Here is a 16,287-nt window from a genome sequence, read left to right on the forward strand (position 1 = left end):
ACGGACAGATTTACGGCGGCGCTTAGGCGATTGTGGCGGAGCTTGAGCCGGCGCGCGAAATCGCTACACCGGTCGCATGTTCCGCCAGCGCCCCGACGCCGATCTGATCGTTCAAGGCTGGGTCGTCGGCGTGATGGTCGAGATCGCGGGCGAACGCCTGCCGGTCCGCCACTACTTCGCCGTCGGCAAGCCCGACCGCGCCCAGGCCGAATGGGCCGCCGTCGACCTGGCCATGCAGACCGGCCCCGTCGCCTCCAGCCCGTCGGGCGGCCGCGAACCGGTCGAGGCGTTGCGCGAGGTCGTGGCCTTCAAGATGCGCGAACTGGGCCTGAAGTCCGGCGAGGCGCGGGCCCTGGGCGACAAGTTCCCGAGGCGCTGGCTGCCGGCGTAGGCCTGGGGACATGCACTTGTGCGTGTCGGCGAGGCGCGGCTGAAGGCGATCGTGCCCGGGATCTGAGGCTCGGGTTCGAAAAACGGCTGTCATCCCGGGCAGCGCGCCGATCCGGGACCGACGCCTGAGCGCGCGCTTCGGGGCGGTCCCGGATCGGCGCGCTGCGCGCTTGTCCGGGATGACAAGCTCTATTGAAAGCTGGGGTTGGGCTTCCCTTCCACGCCCGCCCAAGCCATCCTCCGCTCCAAACAAACGTTGGAGGGGATGTCGATGTCACGGAAGCTGTGGGCCGCGCTTGGCCTGATCACGACGCTGGGCCTGAGCACGACGGCCTGCGCCCGCAATTCCGCCACCCCGCCGCCGGTGCCAAACAACTACGCCAAGGAAGAGAACTGGCTGTGCCGGCCGGGCCGCCAGGACGCCTGCGCCGCCGACCAGACCGCCACCGTGGTCCAGGCGAATGGGGCGACCAGCGTCGAGGCCTTCAAGGCCGACCCCAACGCGCCGATCGACTGCTTCTACGTCTATCCCACGGTGTCGTCCGACCCGGGCGGCAACAGCGACATGACGCCGGACCTGCCGGAAAAGGCGGTGGCCGACCAGCAGTTCGCCCGCTTCGGTTCGGTCTGCAAGCTGTACGCCCCCAGCTACCGCCAGGTGACCATCGCGGCCCTGCGCAAGATGATGATGGGCCAGGCTTCGACCGGCGACGGCGAGCTGGCCTATGCCGACGTGCTGGCCGCCTGGAAGGACTACCTGGCCCGCGACAACCATGGCCGCGGCGTGGTGCTGGTCGGCCACTCGCAGGGCTCGCGCGTCCTGCTGCGGCTGATCAAGGAGGAGATCGACGGCAAGCCGGTGCAGAAGCGACTCGTCTCGGCCCTGATCCTGGGCATGAACACGCCCGTCGATCCGGCCAAGGACAGCTACGGCTCGCTGCCCCTGTGCCGCAAGCCGGGCCAGACCGGCTGCGTGATCTCGTACGTCTCGTTCCGCGCCGACGTCCCGCCCCCGGCGACCAGCAAGTTCTTCGGCAAGGTCCCCGAGTCCGGCATGAAGGCCGCCTGCGTCAACCCGGCGGCCCTGGCCGGCGGCTCGGCGCCGGTCCGCAGCTACTTCAGCGACCGCACGATCATGGGCACGGCCATGCGCCCGGCCACGGTCTGGGCCAAGGACGTGACGGTCTCGACGCCTTATGTGGAGCTGCCGGGCCTGGTCTCGGCCGAATGCGTCAGCAAGGACGGCTTCGACTACCTGGCCGTGACCGTCCACCCGGACAAGGCCGACGCCCGCGCCGACAACATCCCCGGCGACCTGCTGGTGCTGGGCCAGCCGCTGAAGGACTGGGGGCTGCACCTGGTGGACGTGAACCTGACGATGGGGGATCTGGTGGCCGTGGTCGGGGAGCAGTCGAAGGCCTATACGGCGGGGAAGTAGGTCGGCGGCTCACGCACTTGCCCCCACCTGACGGCTTCGCCGTCTGTCGCGGCGAGGGGGCGGAGGACGCGCGTTTCGCCTACGGCCTCCTCTTCCCCCTGTGGGGGAAGACGGTCGCGAAGCGACCCGTAGGGGGCAAGTGATCGGTGCACGGTCACTTGCCCCTTGGGCCTGCGCCTCGTCAGTCCCTGGTCACGCTCTTGAACACCGTCACGCCCAGGACGGCGAAGATGATGAAGCCCAGCAGGAACAGGAAGAACAGGATCTTGGCGATCCCGGCCGCCGCGCCGGCGATGCCGGTGAAGCCCAGAGCGCCGGCGATCAGGGCGACGATCGCCAGGATGATGGCCCACTTCAACATGGTCGTTTCCTCAAAAGCACCGGCCCGCCCGTCGCGAGCTTGGATCACGCAAACGCGGCCTTGAGGCGCACTGTTCCCTTTGGCGCCCCCATCCGCGCCTTGTGTTCGCCGCCCTGGCTGGGTAACCCACTGACATGGCCTCCAAGCCCGAAAGCCCGACCGAACCGTTCAAGCGCGCCCTGGCCCACGCGGCGCGGTCGCTCGCCGAGACCCCCGACCTGGAGGTGGTGTTCTCGGGCGAGGGTCCCAGCCTGATCGGCAACCGGGCGGTGCTGCCGCATCCGCCGCGCGACCTGAACGCCAAGGAGGCCGCCCGCATCCGCGGCCTGGCCGACCAGATGGCCCTGCGCCTGGCCCACCACGACGCCGCCAAGCACGCCCGCGCCCGCCCCAGCTCGCCCGACGGCCAGGCGGCCTTCGAGGCCATCGAGCAGGCCCGGATCGAGGCGATCGGCGCCAACAACCTGGGCGGCGTGCGCGCCAACCTGACCGCCGCCCTGGAGGCCCGTCTCGAAAAGCAGGGCCTGACCCGCGCCGTCGCCACCGACCGCCAGTCCGCGCCCATGGCCGAGATCCTGTCGCTGATGGTCCGCGAGCGCCTGACCGGCGACGCGCCGCCGGACGGCGCCAAGGCCCTGGTCGACATCCTGCGCGCCGACATCGAGAACCGGGCCGGCAAGGACCTGGACCGCCTGGCCGACGCCATCGACGACCAGGCCGCCTTCGCCAAGGTCACCCGCGAGATCCTGCGCGACCTCGACCTGGGCGAGGACATGTCCGACGCCACCGAGCAGTCCGACGAGGACGAGGGCGACGAGGACCAGAACACCGAGGCCTCGGAAGACGATTCCGGCGAAGGCGAGGGCGAGCAGTCCGACGGCGCCCAGCCCGAACAGGCCGAGAGCTCGGACCGCGAGTCCGAGGCCGGCGACGAGGAGATGGTCCAGTCCGAGCAGGACGGCGAGGCCGAGGACACCGAGGAAGCCCCGGAGATGGGCGACGGCGCCAAGCCGGCCCGTCCCGACCCCGGCGCGGGCGGCGCCAACGAGCCGAGCTACAAGGTGTTCACCACGGCCTTCGACGAGGTGGTGCCCGCCGAGGACCTGTGCGACGCCGACGAGCTGACCCGCCTGCGGGCCTATCTGGACCAGCAGCTGGCGGCCTTCTCCAGCGTGGTCTCGCGCCTGGCCAACAAGCTGCAGCGCCGCCTGCTGGCCCAGCAGAACCGCGCCTGGACCTTCGACCTGGAGGAGGGGATGCTGGACGTCGCCCGCCTGACCCGGGTGATCATCGACCCCACCGCCCCCCTGTCGTTCAAGCAGGAGGAGGACGTCGAGTTCCGCGACACGGTCGTGACCCTGCTGATCGACAATTCCGGCTCGATGCGCGGCCGGCCGATCATGGTGGCGGCGGTCTGCGCCGACATCCTGGCCCGCACGCTGGAGCGCTGCGCGGTCAAGGTCGAGGTGCTGGGCTTCACCACCCGCGCCTGGAAGGGCGGCACGGCGCGCGACGAGTGGATCAAGGCCGGCAAGCCGCCCGCGCCCGGCCGCCTGAACGACCTGCGCCACATCATCTACAAAAGCGCGGATGCGCCGTGGAGAAGGGCCCGCAAGAACCTGGGCCTGATGATGCGCGAGGGGCTGCTGAAGGAAAACATCGACGGCGAGGCCCTGATGTGGGCCCACCAGCGCCTGATCGGTCGGCCCGAAGCCCGCCGCATTCTGATGGTGATCTCCGACGGCGCGCCGGTGGACGACTCCACCCTCAGCGTCAATTCGGGCCACTATCTGGAGCGCCACTTGCGGCAGGTGATCGCCGAGATCGAGACGCGGAGCCCCGTCGAGCTGATCGCCGTCGGCATCGGCCACGACGTGACGCGCTACTACCGCCGGGCGGTGACCATCGTCGACGTCGAGCAACTGGGCGGCGCGCTGGTCGACCAGCTGGCCGGGCTGTTCGACGAGGAGCCCAAGGCGGTGAAGCGGGCGAGGGGGCTTCTGGCCGCCCCGCCGACCGTCCAGCCGTCCGCGCCGAAACCGGCCCGCAAGGTTCCCGCGTGATCGGACTGCGCGGCTTCCTCGCGATGGGCCTGGTGTCGGTGGCGCTGGGCCAGTGCGCCAAGGCCCCGCCGCAGCCGGCCGTCCTGCCCGTCGCCCCGGTCAAGGTCGGGCCCGAGATCAGCCTGACGACCACGCCCGTGCCGCTCAGCTCGGCCAACCCGCCGCCCGTTTCCATCGGCCGCTTCGTCTATGCCGGCGGCGTCGCCATCAGCAGCCCGGACACCCAGCGCCTGCATGGCCTGTCGGACCTGAAGTTCGGCCCCGACGGCGCCCTGGTGGCGATCAGCGACGACGGCGACCTGTTCGAGGCCCGGCTGAAGCTGGACGAGACCGGCCGCCTGGTCGGGCTGACGGACGGCAAGCTAGCCCCGCTGAAGGGCCTGGACGGCAAGCCGCTGCAGGGCAAGGCCCAGTCCGACGCCGAGGGGCTGGCGATCCTGGCCAACGGCGACCGCCTGGTCAGCTTCGAGCGCGAGCACCGCATCTGGCTCTATCCGCGCCAGCCGGATGGGACCTACGGCCTGCCGCGCGCGGTCAACAAGCCGGCCACGACCTTCCCCGACAACGAGGGCATGGAGGCCCTGACCGCCTATCCGATCGCCGGCCCCGACGCCTATCTCGTGGGCGGCGAGGAGGGCGAGGTGTGGCTGTGCAAGCTGTCGGCGCCCTGCGTGGGCCTGGCCCCGCAGTCGCCGCCCGACTTCACCTGGGGCCTGACCAGCTTTGCGGCCTTCGAGGGCCAGTCGATCGCCAGCCTGTTCCGCGCCTACGACCCGATCCGCGGCTGGCGCGGCCAGGTGCGCTTCGTCATCGACCCCCGCGCCCCGGCTGCCAAGCAGTTCCTGGCCGCCACCCTGACCCTGGACGGCGCGGTCAGCCGCGACAATTTCGAGGGCGTGGCGCTGAGCAAGAGCTCCTCGGGGGCGACGCGGATCTACATCCTGTCGGACGACAACGACGCGCCGCAGGAACGGACCCTGCTGATGGCCTTCGACTGGACCGCGCCGCCGCCACCGCCGCCCGCGCCGCCGAAGCCCGCCAAGCCAGCGCGGCGACGCTGAGGCCTTCCCCGACCATCCTCGCCGGCGTTGTCCTGGCGGTGGTCGTGGGCCAGCCCGCCTGCGCCGGCGCGCCGCCTCGCGCGCCTGTCCGGATCGTCTCGACCGACCCCCAGCACGTGATTGGGGTCGTCCAGGGCGTCGCCCCTGGGGAGCCGGGCAAGGAGAGCGCGATCCGCCGCGCCCGCATCGCCACCTATTCGCCCACCCAGGACGATGTCGCCGACGGCTCCGGCCGCTATGTCGGCAAGGCCAATGTCAGCGTGTTCCGTTTGCAGGTCGACTGCCGGGGCGTTCGCATCCGCGCGGTCGCCGCCGACTATTTCCAGTGGCCCGACCCGACGCGCGCCTATCATGCGGATTACGACAAGGCCCTGTTCATCCCGGCGGAGGAGGATCAGACGCGCGCCATCGTCACGGCGGTCTGCGCCGGAGCCCTCGGCCCGGCCCAGGCGCTCGAAGTCGCGCCCGACCTGGAGGCCTTCGTCCAGGCGGCCAAGGCGCGCTTCTAGGGCGCTGTCCTGTCCGGCCGCCTGGCCGAAAGCCTACGCCCTCCCGATCCCGTCCAGCGCCGCCATCGCCTCATCCGGCAGGACCAGTTCCGCCGCCGCGAGGTTCTCGCGCAGGTGGGCGACCGAGGAGGTGCCGGGGATCAGCAGGATGTTGGGCGAGCGGCGCAGAAGCCAAGCCAGCGCCACCTGCATCGGCGTGGCGTTCAGGCCTTGCGCCACGCGTGACAGGGCGTCCGACTGCAGCGGGCTGAACCCGCCCAACGGGAAGAACGGCACATAGGCGATCCCGTCTTCGGCCAGGGCGTCGATCAACGCGTCGTCGTCGCGGCGGGCCAGGTTGTACTCGTTCTGCACGCAGACGATCTCGGCAATCCCGCGCCCTTCCCGCACCTGGGTCATGGTCGCGTTGCTGAGGCCGATGTGGCGCACCAGGCCCTGCCGCTGAAGGCCCGCCAGCACTTCGAGCCACTTGGCGATGGGGCCCTCGGCGGGTCCATGCACGTCGAACATGATCCGCAGGTTGACGACGTCCAGCGTCTCCAGGCCCAGATTGGCCAGGTTGTCGTGAACGGCGCGTTCCAGCTGGTCGGCCCCGAAGGCGGGTTTCCACGATGCGTCGTCGCCGCGCGTCGCGCCGATCTTGGTGACGATCGTCAGGTCGTCGGGGTAGGGCGCCAGCGCCTCGCGGATGATCTGGTTGGTGATGTGCGGGCCGTAGAAGTCGCTGGTGTCGATGTGATCGACGCCGGACGCCACCGCCTCGCGCAGGACGGCCAGGGCCGCGTCCCGGTCGCGCGGCGGGCCGAAGACGCCGGGGCCGGCCAGCTGCATGGCGCCGTAGCCCAGCCGCTTCACCGTCCGGTCGCCGAGGGTGAAGGTTCCCGCCTGTTCGATCGCCTGCATGTTTCGTCTCCTCTGAAGATGACCCAAGTTAGGGATCGGCGGACCTTCCGATAACTGGGCGTAATCGGCACGGGCTGTGCGGATTTTCGAACAATGCGGTCGCCGCGCACGAAGGACTCAGCACCCTGGCGATCGCCGCCCGCCGCGCCCGTTTTATGGGCGCCCGGAGGTAGTTTCTTTTGAAACTCAATATTTTACTTCAAACGACAACGTTGTCATGTTACCGCTACCTTCGATGACTGAGCAGGGCGAGATCCCAACGGTCATCAGAGGAACGCGTCGGGAGGTGGTTGAACCCCAACCCCCTTTCGGAAGTAAACATCATGAAGACTCTGTTTGTCCTGGCCGCTTCGGCCCTCGCCCTGACCACCGCTTCGTCGGCCTTCGCCGGCGAGCAACACGTCAAGGTCCGCGGCCGCACCGACGCCGCCATCCACGCCGACATCGTCTCGGCCGCCACCTCGATCTGCCGCGAAGACGTGCGCGGTCACGACAGCGACCTCTATGCCTACTGCGTCCGCGAAGTGACCCGCGACGCCGTCCTCAAGGTCGGCAGCCCGACCCTGAAGGCCTATGACCGTCAGGCGTTCCGCGCCAACGGCCTGATCAAGGCCAGCTTCTAAGTCGCGTTCAGGGCCCGGTCCCGCGCGGCTTCGACGGCGCGGGGCCGGGTCCACACCCGCTTTTCCCACGACAATTCGTGTCAATCGGTTTTGCGACCGCACTGCAACATAACCGTTGATAAGTGACGCACGGCAAGTTATAGCTTGAGCAAGGTGGCGGAGCGGGCGAGATCCTGGACCAGCCGCCCACGGGGAAACGCATTTCGGACGGGTTGAAAATCAACGCTGTCCTGGAATCCGTCCCATGATCCGCACCATCGTTCTGGCCGCCTCGGCCGCCGCCCTGTTCGCCGCCGCTCCCGCCGGCGCCGCCGAAATCCGCATCAAGACCGCCGGCAAGGCCCCGGCCGAGCTGCGCGCCGAGATCGTCAAGGCCGCCTCGACCGTCTGCTGGCAGAACGTCCGTGGCGAAACCCTGGCCACGTATCTCTACCCCTCGTGCGTGCGCGCCTCGGTCAACGACGCGGTCAGCAAGCTGAACAACCCGGACCTGGTCGCCTACAACAGCGCCAACCCGGCCGTCTTCTCGCGCTAAGGCCAGTACCGCTTACAGTTCGAGGGGGCGGCGTACCGGCCCTCTCCGCCGTTGACGTGAGCAGGAAAAGCCCTCCCCGGCGACGGGGAGGGCTTTTTCGTGTGCGTCCGCACCCGGGAGGCTATTTCTCGGCCTGCGACTGCACCAGCGGCATGGCCGAAGCCACCTTCAGCTCGACGGCCATGCTGATGCGGCGGTCGATCTGGAAAAAGCTCGCCGCCTTCACCCCCGGCAGCGCCTTGCCGACGATCGGCACGTACCTGGCGCGCAGGGCGGCGGTCTTGGCGTCGATGTCGACCCAGCGGGCGATGAAGTCCGCCGCCGTCTTGTCGTCGTACTTGCCGAAGGTGTTGACGTATTCGGCCACCAGGGTCGCCTGGCCGTCCCTGATCGCGGCCGTTTCCGCGGCGTACCGGTCGTAGATCGGCCAGAACCGGGTAGCCTCCGCGTCGGTCAACACCAGCAACGAGGCGGTCAGCTGCTTCTTTGACGACTGCAGCTCGGCGCGCAGGTTCGCGAGGTCGGCGACGGTCAGCGGCTTGTCCGCCGCGGCGGCGGCCGGGTCGGTCTGGGCGTGGGCCGGAGCCTGGGCCAGGGTGACGCTTGCGCCCAGCAGCAGCGCGACGGCGAGGGTCTTGAGGGTCATGAAATGCTCCTGGGAGAGCCCCAGGGAACGGAGCGTCGCCGCCGAAAGCATCTTCAAGGGACCTGGGCGCCGCAATCGGGGTTTACCCGGTCAGGCGGCAGGGTTTTGCCGGGGGCTGGGGATCGGAGAGGCAGGCGCGCCTCCGGAAACGGTCCGGAGGCGCGCGCCGTTCAGCGTCGTTTAGTACTGGCGCGGCGTATCGCCCAGGCCCGGAGCCGACTGGGCGCGGCGACGCTCTTCGTCGTCGATCACCGGATCGAGGCCGGCGTCCGAGAACGAGCGGTCCTCGGCGGCGTAGAGGCCGCGTTCGCGGCGCACCTGCTCGGCGGTATAGGGGGCGGCCTCCTGGTCGAACCGCGACCAGCCGTCCGCGCGATAGGCCTCGCCCCGCGTCCGGGCGTCGATCCCGCGTCGGCCGTTGAGGATCTGCTCGATCCGGGCCGCGTCGTCGTCATCGGCCTTGACGCTGACCAGGGCGCCGCCGCGACGGACGCCCTCGGAATAGACATTGGCCTCCTCGTCGGTGTGGCCGGCTTCCTTCAGCGCGCCCAGCAGGCCGCCGGTGGCCGCGCCCGCCACGGCGCCGATCGCCGCGCCGACGGCGGTGGAGGCCAGCCAGCCGGCCGCCACGACAGGGCCGAGGCCGGGGATCGCCAGCATGCCCAGGCCGGCCAGCAGACCGGCGCCGCCGCCGATCAGGCCGCCCGTGGCCGCGCCTTCGCCAGCGCCCTCGGCCGCTTCGTTTTCGCCATCGCGATTGGCGTCGCCCAGCGGGCCGGCGTCGCGTTTGCCATCATGCCAGTTGTCGCTGTTGTTGGAGACCAGGCTGATGCGGTCGCGATCGATTCCGCCGCGTTCCAGGTCCTCGACGGCGCCGAGGGCTTGGGTGTGGGTGTCGTACAGACGGGTGATGGTGCGGCTCATGGTCGTGTTCCTCGAATATCTTTTGATGGGTGTGTCGATGGGGGGCGGCGCGACCTAGAGCGCGGTGACGGCGCCCTTGTAGTCGACCGAGACGGTGACCGACTTGGCGTCCTTGGTCGCCGGTCCCTGCCACAGGCCGTTGGTGTTCTGGGTCAGGGCGCCGACGCCGGTGTAGCCGGCCGACTCGATGGCGCTCTTGGCCTGGGCTTCGGTGTAGGAGCTGGCGCCGGGGGTGGGGCCGCTCTCGCCGGTGGTCGGGGTGGTGTCGACCGCTTCGTTGCGCGGCGCTTCCGAGGTGGAGACGGCCGGACCTTCGGTGCGGTCCTTGCCGGCGTCGGCCTCGGTCTTCGGGCCGCAAGCGGTCATCGTCGCCGCTGCGAGAGCGACGGCTGCTAGGGTTCTGATCATCGTGTTGTGCTCCCAAAAGTGGGATAGGAAGCACCCGGTGAAGGGGTTGGTTCCAACCGTCAGCACGAGGTCTTAGCGCCTTCGACGCTTGCGTCGGATGGGCGACAAACGGCCGTCGAGCCGTGGCTTAAACGCGAAAAGGCCCGCGAGGCGAACCTCGCGGGCCTTACGTCGGTCGAAACCGAGAAAGTCTTAGGCGGCGGCGACCGCGGCGGCCTTGGCCTTGGCCTTGACCTGCGTCTTGATCTTCAGGGCGCGCGGCGACAGCTGCTCGTCCTTGGCGTTCAGCAGGAACACGTCCAGGCCACCGCGGAAGTCCAGGGTGCGCAGGGCGGCGTTGCTGATGCGCAGCTTGAAGGTCTGACCCAGCGAGTCCGACTGCAAGGTGGCGGGCGACAGGGCCGGCAGGAAGCGGCGCTTGGTCTTGATGTTCGAGTGGCTCACATTGTGGCCGACCATCGGACCGATCCCGGTGAGTTCGCAACGGCGCGACATGGTGGATACCTTGGCTTGGGCGAAGCCAAGGGCTCCGCGACATGAAATTTCGGCCACGCGATGGACGGACCGCCGCGCGAGAGCGGGCGATATAGGCGAAGGGGGCTTGCCGAGTCAAGCCGCGCGGCGCTCGCCGGGCGAAATGGCGGCCGCCCAAACATGGCCATCAGACGCGGTTCATCTGCGGTCTCTATATCGTCCCCTATATAGAGACGGCCTGATGAGAAGGAATCCCATGCGCCTGCTTGCTCCTGTCGCGGCTTCGGTCGTCACCGCCTGCGGCCTGCTGGCCGCCAGCGCCGCCGTCGCCCTGGCTGGACCTCAGGACGCCGACGCCAAGGCTCCCGTGACCACGATCCTGACCGGCCAGTGGGAATACAACACGCGCTTCGGACCGATTCCCATCGACAGCGACCTGCACTGCCTGACCCAGAAGGATGTCGAGAACTTCAATCGCGGCATCTGCCTCAAGCGCTACACCTGCGACTACGACACCCGCGTGGTGGCCGACGGCAAGATCGCGCTGAAGGGCACCTGGACCGACAAGAAGGGCCGTGTGGCCCCGATCAACGCCAAGGGCTCGTACACGCCCGAGAGCTTCACGATCGCGGTCAACGGCAAGACGGTCAACGGCCTGCCCATGGCCGCCACCCTGAACGCCAAGCGGGTCAGCGCCACCTGCCCGGCCAGCTAGGGCGCGCCTGCCGCTTCTCATAACGCCGATTGCCAAGCTCGCGCTGGAGGTCTCGCGCCAGTCGATGGCCGAGGCCGTGGAGACCTATCGCCAGGCGACAGGAGCCCCGCCATGACGAACCCAGCCGCGACCTGGTCCCGGGAACAGCTGGCTGAGCGACGCCCGCGACATGGACGGCCGGCCGCCGGTTCGAGGCGCCGGTCCGCTTCCACGGCCCGACCCCGCCGCTGTTCGACAGGACCTGGATGCTGCCTGATGTCGAACGACTGAGCTGACGATCTCGGGAAACAGCGTCACCATGCTGTTTGTGGTTAATCCGAATTAAGCTACTATCGCTAGTAGGGAACAAACACTGAATCGGGCGAAGTCGCTGATTCGGTCATGATTCGTTTCGCTCGTGTTCGGGCGGAGGTTAGCCAGCGTTAACCGCTCAAGCTTCCCGACCTTCCAACCTCATCCGGAACCTCACCGGACCGGCGCCTCCAGGGCCGCCGCGACCAGCTGGGTGTCCATGTATTCCGTCAGCGAGGCGATCTTGTCGCCGGCCATGCGGCACACCCAGCAATAGGTGTTGTCGTAGCGCTTGCCGGCCTTGGTGGTGACCTTGCCCCGGCATTCGACCACCACCGTGTCGCCCTCGGCGATGATCGCGTCCGCGACGTTGACGTACTGGTCGGCGAACTGGGCGAACAGCGGGGTCAGCAGGTCGCGGCGGATGGCGGTCTTGCCGGTGTAGACACCGCTCCAGGCGTTGGTCCCGATCATCCGCCAGACGGTGGTCTCGTCCAGGCTGTCGAGGAACAGGCGGGCGTCGCCGCGCGCCAGACCGTCGAAGATCCGTTGCATCAGGTGTTTATTGTCGGTCGCGCTCATGGCGGCTCTCCGGGTTCGAGTGGAGCCCCATGATCCGGCGATAAGCATCATTCATCCAATCGATGCTTATGATGATCTATATTCGTCGCATGAACCTGACCGGCCTTGACCTGAATCTCCTGGTCGCCCTCGACGCCCTGCTGGCCGAGGGCGGCGTCAGCCGCGCGGCCCAGCGGCTGAACCTGTCGCAGCCGGCGGTCAGCCACGCCCTGCGCCGCCTGCGCGAGGCCACCGGCGATCCGCTGCTGGTGCGGGTGGGCCCGCGCATGGAGCTGACGCCCCGCGCCCAGGCCCTGCGCGCGCCCCTGGCCCAGACGCTGGACCAGGTGCGGGGGCTGTTCCAGGCCCAGGGCTTCGACCCGGCCACCAGCGCGCGCGGTTTCCGGCTGATGATGCCCGACCTGTGCGTCGACCTCTTGATGCCCGCCGTGCTGGCCCAGGTCGCCGCCGCGGCGCCGGGCGTGCGGCTGGACGTCGTGCCCTGGCATGGCCCGGCGGTGCTGACCCCCGACTTCGCCCGCACGGTCGACCTGGTGGTGGCCTGGACCGGCGAGGCCTATCCCGGCTTCCACCGCCAGAGCCTCTACACCGACCGCGACGTCCTGGCCGTGCGGCGCGGCCATCCCGACATCGGGCGGCTGTCGACCCTGGAGGGCTTCAACGCCGCCCGCCACGTGGCCGTGGTCGGGGCGGGCGAGCGCGACGACGCCATCGAGCCCTTCCTGCGCCAGAACGGCATAGAGCGCCGCATCGCCCTGGCCGTGCCCAGCTACCTGCAGGCCCTGCGGATGACCGCCCGCTCCGACCTGGTGGCCTTCGTGCCCGGCCGGCTGCTGGCCGCCCTGGCCGGTCCCCTGGACTTGGCGCGGGTCGAGCCGCCGATCGATCCGGGCGAGGACCAGCAGTACCTGTTCCACCCCGTGGTGGCCCAGATGGATCCGGGATCCGTGTGGATCCGCGAGCTGGTGCTGCGGGTGGGCCGGGGGCTTTAACGGCCCCGCTGCGGGGCCACCGAGAATTCCATGTCGAACAGCGTCGGCGCGTCGTTGGTCTTGGCTCGTTCGATGGTCAGCATCCGCGCCTTGGTCTCGACCCCGCCGGGGGCCGAGAAGCCGCCGCTCTTGCCGTCGGCGCCCAGCACGCGGTGGCAGGGGATGATGATCGGCCAGGGGTTCTCGCCCAGGGCCTTGCCGACGGCGCGGGCCGCGCCGGGATCGTCCCCGGTCTTGGAAATGGCCTTGGCGACCTGGCCGTAGGTCAGGGTCTGGCCGGGCGGGATGGCGCGGGCGATCTCGTAGACCCGGCGGTTGAACGGCGAGACGACGCTGAAATCCAGCTCGACGTCGGTCAGGTCGTCGCGCCCGCCGGCCAGCAGGTCGTTGATCCGCTCGATGACGCGCTGCACGGGCGGCGGGGGCGGGGAGGTCTCGACCGCGTCCGGATAGCGGCGGCGCAGGCGGGCCCAGGCGGCGCCGGGCGCGGCCTCGGGCAGTTGGGCCCCGACCAGCCCCTGCTCGCCCCAGGCCAGGCCGCACAGTCCGATCGGCGTTTCGAAGAGCGTGAAGCCTTGTTCCATGACCCAAACATAGCATCGCTGTTGCGCGGATCGAGCGGCGCCCTACGATTTCCGTTTCTTGCTGTCGGGAGATCGTCGTGCGCCGCATCCTCACCCTCGCCGCCCTGCTGGCCTGCGCCGGCTCGGCGCCAATCTTCTTTGCGCAAAAGGCGTTCGCCGGCGACATCCTGATCCACGGTGGTCCGATCCACACCGGCGTCGCGGCCGCGCCGACCGCCCAGGCCGTGCTGATCCGCGACGACCGCATCGCTTTCGTCGGCGACCTGGCCGCCGCCAGGGCCAAGGCCGCCAAGGACGCCCGCGACATCGACCTGAGGGGCGCGGCGGCCTTCCCCGGCTTCGTCGACGCCCACGCCCACCTGACGGGCATCGGCCTGCGCGAACTGACCCTGAACCTGGACCAGGTCGACTCGGTCGAGGCCCTGGTCGTCGCCGTGAAGGCCTACGCCGCCGCCCATCCCGACGGTCCGATCTTCGGCCGGGGCTGGATCGAGACCCACTGGCCCGAGAAGCGCTTCCCCAACCGCGCCGACCTGGACCGCGCCGCGCCCGGCCGGGTGATCGTGCTGGAGCGGGCCGACGGCCACGCCTCGGTCGCCTCCACCGCCGCCCTGGCCAAGGCTGGGGTGACCAGGGACACCGCCGCCCCGGCCGGCGGTCAGATCCTGAAAGGGGCGGACGGCGCGCCCGACGGCATGCTGATCGACCACGCCCAGAACCTGATCGCCGCCGTGATCCCGCCGCCGTCGCAGGCGCTCAAGCGCCAGGCCCTGGAAAAGGCCGGCGCCCTCTACGCCTCGCGCGGCTGGACCGGCCTGGGTAACATGAGCGTCGAGGCGCCGGACCTGGCGATCCTGACCGGCCTGGCCGCCGACCGGAAGTTCAGCCTGCGCGTCGACAACTACATGGACCCCAGCGGCGCGGCGGACGTGCTGGCCAAGGGGCCGTTCGCCGATCCGACCGGCCTGATCCGGGTGCGCGGGATCAAGCTCTACATGGACGGCGCCCTGGGCTCGCGCGGCGCGGCGCTGCTCGAGCCCTACAGCGACGCCGAGGGCCTGGGGCTGCAACTGACCCCGCGCGACAAGGGCCTGGCCCTGATGAAGCAGGCCAAGGCCGTGGGCGCCCAGGTCGCCATGCACGCCATCGGCGACCGCGGCAACCGCATGACCCTGGACTGGTTCGAGCAGAGCCTCGGCGGCGACACCACGGCCCGCTGGCGGATCGAGCACTCGCAGATCGTCGCCGACACCGACGTGCCGCGCTTCGCCAAGCTGGGCGTCATCGCCTCGATGCAGCCCAGCCACGCCATCGGCGACCTCTATTTCGCCCCCGCGCGCCTGGGCAAGGACCGGCTGCACGAGGGCTATCGCTGGAAGGACTTCCTGGACAGCGGCGCGGTGATCGCCGCCGGCTCGGACGCCCCGGTGGAGGTCGGCGATCCGCGCATCGAGTTCTACGCCGCCGTCTACCGCCACAGCCTGACCGGCTTCGCCAACGCCGACTGGCATCTGGACGAGGCCGTCAGCCGCGACCAGGCCCTGCGCATGCTGACCTGGGCTCCCGCCTACGCCGCCTTCGCCGAGAAGGACCGCGGCACGCTGGAGGCCGGCAAGAAGGCCGACGTCACGGTGTTCTCCAAGGACCTGATGACGATCGCCCCGCCCGAGATCCTGAAGGTCGACACGGTGCTGACCGTGGTCGACGGCAAGGTGGTGTTCGAGAAGTAGGCTACCGCCGCGTCCGCTCCACCATCTCCCGCACCGCGTCGATCACCGCCTGGGGCTGGTCCAGTTGGATCTGGTGGCCGGTGTTGGGCACGGTGACGACCCGTCCGCCGGGCGCGGGCGCCTGCGCGGCCTGCTGGGCGGCGGCGTCGCCGATCAGGCCGTCGAACACCGCCTGGTCCATCGCCGGCGGCTTGGCGATCGGGCGCTTGAGCAGGATCACCGGCAGGTCGGCGGCCAGCGGCGGGGCGGCGTTCCACTGCACCTCGTCGGGCCGGGGCGCGGTCGGCGTCTCGCCGCCGAAGCTGAGGTCTTCCGACGAGGTCGCCGCCTGGGTCTGGGCCCGGGCCAACTGGCGGTCGGTCTCGGCGTGCAGGACCGGGTCCTCCAGAGGCGGGTCGTCCAGGCACGCCGCGTCCGAAGCCCGGCCGGGAACCAGCTGCCCGGCCTTGGCCAGGTCCAGGCAATGGCGATAGCGCGCCACCTGCTCCAGCCGCGCGGCGTCGCGCTTGGCCATGGTCTCGGGGCCCAGCAGCTTCAGGAAGAGGTCGCGTCGGTTGAAGGTCGAGGGATCGACCAGCACCAGGCCGGCGACCTGTCCGGGGCGCGTGCGGGCGTAGTAGCCGACATAGGGCCCGCCCAGCGAATGGCCGACCAGCACGGGCTTGCCGAGTCCGGCGGCCTTGATCAGCCGCTCCAGATCGGCGGCGTTGCCCACGAGGTCCGACGGATGGTCGGCCGCGTCGCTGAAACCCAGGCCGGCGCGGTCGTAGGAACAGGCGGTGGCGAAGGTCGCGATCTCCCGCTGCACCTTGCGCCAGGTCATGGTGGTGTCGCTGAAGCCGGTCTCCATCAGCACGACCGGTCCCTTGCCCTCGCAGAACAGGTTCAGCCTGCGGCCGCCCCCGACGTCGATCAGCCGGGCGGGCGCGGTGTAGGTCGCCGACGGGATGACCTCGGGAGCCTGGGCCTTCGCCGCGCCGGCCAGCGCGCAGGCCGCCAACACCGCAGCCCCGATAGGATGTCTCATGCTCGCCCCCGTTTCGGGAGAAGCTAAGCCG

At 69.9% G+C, this 16,287-nt stretch carries 19 protein-coding genes; 10 read left to right on the top strand and 9 right to left on the bottom strand.

The genetic code is table 11. From position 1 onward, the window contains the following. Positions 1-76 precede the first annotated feature (76 nt). Positions 77-391 (top strand): hypothetical protein, encoded by a 315-nt coding sequence (locus AC1DMQ_RS00095; RefSeq protein ID WP_477031510.1) that lies wholly within the window; start codon positions 77-79, stop codon positions 389-391. 270 nt (positions 392-661) lie between these two features. Next, positions 662-1,828, top strand: coding sequence for a DUF3089 domain-containing protein (locus tag AC1DMQ_RS00100; protein WP_477031511.1), 1,167 nt, complete (start codon positions 662-664; stop codon positions 1,826-1,828). A gap of 181 nt (positions 1,829-2,009) precedes the next feature. Here AC1DMQ_RS00100 and AC1DMQ_RS00105 read toward each other — a convergent pair whose 3' ends face one another. Further along, positions 2,010-2,189 (bottom strand): DUF1328 family protein, encoded by a 180-nt coding sequence (locus tag AC1DMQ_RS00105; RefSeq protein WP_477031512.1) that lies wholly within the window; start codon positions 2,187-2,189, stop codon positions 2,010-2,012. A 134-nt stretch (positions 2,190-2,323) separates the two neighbouring features. Between AC1DMQ_RS00105 and cobT the strand changes: the two genes are divergently transcribed. From cobT to AC1DMQ_RS00120, 3 genes are read left to right on the top strand one after another with little or no spacing between them, the layout of a single operon-like run. Continuing rightward, complete coding sequence (gene cobT / locus AC1DMQ_RS00110; protein WP_477031513.1) at positions 2,324-4,252, top strand: cobaltochelatase subunit CobT; 1,929 nt, start codon at positions 2,324-2,326, stop codon at positions 4,250-4,252. Continuing rightward, positions 4,249-5,313 (top strand): esterase-like activity of phytase family protein, encoded by a 1,065-nt coding sequence (locus tag AC1DMQ_RS00115; RefSeq protein WP_477031514.1) that lies wholly within the window; start codon positions 4,249-4,251, stop codon positions 5,311-5,313. Before cobT ends, AC1DMQ_RS00115 begins: the two co-directional genes overlap by 4 nt. A 44-nt stretch (positions 5,314-5,357) precedes the next feature. Continuing rightward, the gene (locus tag AC1DMQ_RS00120) at positions 5,358-5,822 is read left to right on the top strand and encodes a hypothetical protein (protein WP_477031515.1); all 465 of its coding nucleotides are present in this window, start codon (positions 5,358-5,360) and stop codon (positions 5,820-5,822) included. Positions 5,823-5,855: 33 nt separating this feature from the next. On the opposite strand, the gene AC1DMQ_RS00125 is transcribed toward AC1DMQ_RS00120, so the two are convergent. Continuing rightward, positions 5,856-6,725, bottom strand: coding sequence for an aldo/keto reductase family oxidoreductase (locus tag AC1DMQ_RS00125; RefSeq protein ID WP_477031516.1), 870 nt, complete (start codon positions 6,723-6,725; stop codon positions 5,856-5,858). Positions 6,726-7,048: 323 nt separating this feature from the next. On the opposite strand from AC1DMQ_RS00125, the gene AC1DMQ_RS00130 reads away from it, so the two are divergent. Then, positions 7,049-7,348: a hypothetical protein gene (locus AC1DMQ_RS00130; RefSeq protein WP_477031517.1), complete on the top strand. Its 300-nt coding sequence runs from the start codon at positions 7,049-7,051 to the stop codon at positions 7,346-7,348. Positions 7,349-7,592: 244 nt separating this feature from the next. Next, complete coding sequence (locus tag AC1DMQ_RS00135; RefSeq protein WP_477031518.1) at positions 7,593-7,883, top strand: hypothetical protein; 291 nt, start codon at positions 7,593-7,595, stop codon at positions 7,881-7,883. Between the two features lie 121 nt (positions 7,884-8,004). On the opposite strand, the gene AC1DMQ_RS00140 is transcribed toward AC1DMQ_RS00135, so the two are convergent. The 4 genes from AC1DMQ_RS00140 to rpmB all read right to left on the bottom strand — a co-directional run bounded on the left by AC1DMQ_RS00140 (position 8,005) and on the right by rpmB (position 10,356). Next, on the bottom strand, positions 8,005-8,529 hold the full coding sequence (locus AC1DMQ_RS00140) for a hypothetical protein (protein WP_477031519.1): 525 nt from the start codon (positions 8,527-8,529) through the stop codon (positions 8,005-8,007). Between the two features lie 180 nt (positions 8,530-8,709). After that, positions 8,710-9,453 (bottom strand): hypothetical protein, encoded by a 744-nt coding sequence (locus AC1DMQ_RS00145; RefSeq protein WP_477031520.1) that lies wholly within the window; start codon positions 9,451-9,453, stop codon positions 8,710-8,712. 54 nt (positions 9,454-9,507) lie between these two features. Then, entirely contained in the window at positions 9,508-9,861 is a 354-nt protein-coding gene (locus tag AC1DMQ_RS00150) for a hypothetical protein (RefSeq protein WP_477031521.1), read from the bottom strand. 192 nt (positions 9,862-10,053) lie between these two features. Further along, positions 10,054-10,356, bottom strand: coding sequence for a 50S ribosomal protein L28 (gene rpmB / locus AC1DMQ_RS00155; protein WP_477031522.1), 303 nt, complete (start codon positions 10,354-10,356; stop codon positions 10,054-10,056). 235 nt (positions 10,357-10,591) lie between these two features. Here rpmB and AC1DMQ_RS00160 point away from each other — a divergent pair, with 235 nt between their 5' ends. Further along, positions 10,592-11,050: a DUF3617 domain-containing protein gene (locus tag AC1DMQ_RS00160; RefSeq protein ID WP_477031523.1), complete on the top strand. Its 459-nt coding sequence runs from the start codon at positions 10,592-10,594 to the stop codon at positions 11,048-11,050. Positions 11,051-11,515: 465 nt separating this feature from the next. Here AC1DMQ_RS00160 and AC1DMQ_RS00165 read toward each other — a convergent pair whose 3' ends face one another. Beyond that, a complete protein-coding gene (locus AC1DMQ_RS00165) occupies positions 11,516-11,923 on the bottom strand; it encodes a nuclear transport factor 2 family protein (RefSeq protein ID WP_477031524.1) in 408 nt (135 codons plus the stop codon). A gap of 71 nt (positions 11,924-11,994) precedes the next feature. Here AC1DMQ_RS00165 and AC1DMQ_RS00170 point away from each other — a divergent pair, with 71 nt between their 5' ends. After that, entirely contained in the window at positions 11,995-12,915 is a 921-nt protein-coding gene (locus AC1DMQ_RS00170) for a LysR family transcriptional regulator (protein WP_477031525.1), read from the top strand. Here the strand turns inward: AC1DMQ_RS00170 and AC1DMQ_RS00175 are convergent. Beyond that, positions 12,912-13,499: a methylated-DNA--[protein]-cysteine S-methyltransferase gene (locus AC1DMQ_RS00175; RefSeq protein WP_477031526.1), complete on the bottom strand. Its 588-nt coding sequence runs from the start codon at positions 13,497-13,499 to the stop codon at positions 12,912-12,914. The genes AC1DMQ_RS00170 and AC1DMQ_RS00175 overlap by 4 nt on opposite strands. 77 nt (positions 13,500-13,576) lie before the next feature. Here AC1DMQ_RS00175 and AC1DMQ_RS00180 point away from each other — a divergent pair, with 77 nt between their 5' ends. Beyond that, the gene (locus AC1DMQ_RS00180; protein ID WP_477031527.1) at positions 13,577-15,229 is read left to right on the top strand and encodes an amidohydrolase; all 1,653 of its coding nucleotides are present in this window, start codon (positions 13,577-13,579) and stop codon (positions 15,227-15,229) included. A gap of 1 nt (position 15,230) precedes the next feature. On the opposite strand, the gene AC1DMQ_RS00185 is transcribed toward AC1DMQ_RS00180, so the two are convergent. Beyond that, positions 15,231-16,256, bottom strand: coding sequence for an alpha/beta fold hydrolase (locus AC1DMQ_RS00185; protein ID WP_477031528.1), 1,026 nt, complete (start codon positions 16,254-16,256; stop codon positions 15,231-15,233). Positions 16,257-16,287: the final 31 nt, after the last annotated feature.

The organism is Caulobacter sp. 05L422 (assembly GCF_056397765.1).

Excerpts from the sequence above, each read along its gene's own strand:
- AC1DMQ_RS00095 (WP_477031510.1), top strand. The coding sequence starts at position 77 with ATGTTCCGCCAGCGCCCCGACGCCGATCTGATCGTTCAAGGCTGGGTC.
- AC1DMQ_RS00100 (WP_477031511.1), top strand. The coding sequence starts at position 662 with ATGTCACGGAAGCTGTGGGCCGCGCTTGGCCTGATCACGACGCTGGGC.
- AC1DMQ_RS00105 (WP_477031512.1), bottom strand. The coding sequence starts at position 2,189 with ATGTTGAAGTGGGCCATCATCCTGGCGATCGTCGCCCTGATCGCCGGC.
- cobT (WP_477031513.1), top strand. The coding sequence starts at position 2,324 with ATGGCCTCCAAGCCCGAAAGCCCGACCGAACCGTTCAAGCGCGCCCTG.
- AC1DMQ_RS00125 (WP_477031516.1), bottom strand. The coding sequence starts at position 6,725 with ATGCAGGCGATCGAACAGGCGGGAACCTTCACCCTCGGCGACCGGACG.
- AC1DMQ_RS00130 (WP_477031517.1), top strand. The coding sequence starts at position 7,049 with ATGAAGACTCTGTTTGTCCTGGCCGCTTCGGCCCTCGCCCTGACCACC.
- AC1DMQ_RS00135 (WP_477031518.1), top strand. The coding sequence starts at position 7,593 with ATGATCCGCACCATCGTTCTGGCCGCCTCGGCCGCCGCCCTGTTCGCC.
- AC1DMQ_RS00140 (WP_477031519.1), bottom strand. The coding sequence starts at position 8,529 with ATGACCCTCAAGACCCTCGCCGTCGCGCTGCTGCTGGGCGCAAGCGTC.
- AC1DMQ_RS00145 (WP_477031520.1), bottom strand. The coding sequence starts at position 9,453 with ATGAGCCGCACCATCACCCGTCTGTACGACACCCACACCCAAGCCCTC.
- AC1DMQ_RS00150 (WP_477031521.1), bottom strand. The coding sequence starts at position 9,861 with ATGATCAGAACCCTAGCAGCCGTCGCTCTCGCAGCGGCGACGATGACC.
- rpmB (WP_477031522.1), bottom strand. The coding sequence starts at position 10,356 with ATGTCGCGCCGTTGCGAACTCACCGGGATCGGTCCGATGGTCGGCCAC.
- AC1DMQ_RS00160 (WP_477031523.1), top strand. The coding sequence starts at position 10,592 with ATGCGCCTGCTTGCTCCTGTCGCGGCTTCGGTCGTCACCGCCTGCGGC.
- AC1DMQ_RS00165 (WP_477031524.1), bottom strand. The coding sequence starts at position 11,923 with ATGAGCGCGACCGACAATAAACACCTGATGCAACGGATCTTCGACGGT.
- AC1DMQ_RS00170 (WP_477031525.1), top strand. The coding sequence starts at position 11,995 with ATGATCTATATTCGTCGCATGAACCTGACCGGCCTTGACCTGAATCTC.
- AC1DMQ_RS00175 (WP_477031526.1), bottom strand. The coding sequence starts at position 13,499 with ATGGAACAAGGCTTCACGCTCTTCGAAACGCCGATCGGACTGTGCGGC.
- AC1DMQ_RS00185 (WP_477031528.1), bottom strand. The coding sequence starts at position 16,256 with ATGAGACATCCTATCGGGGCTGCGGTGTTGGCGGCCTGCGCGCTGGCC.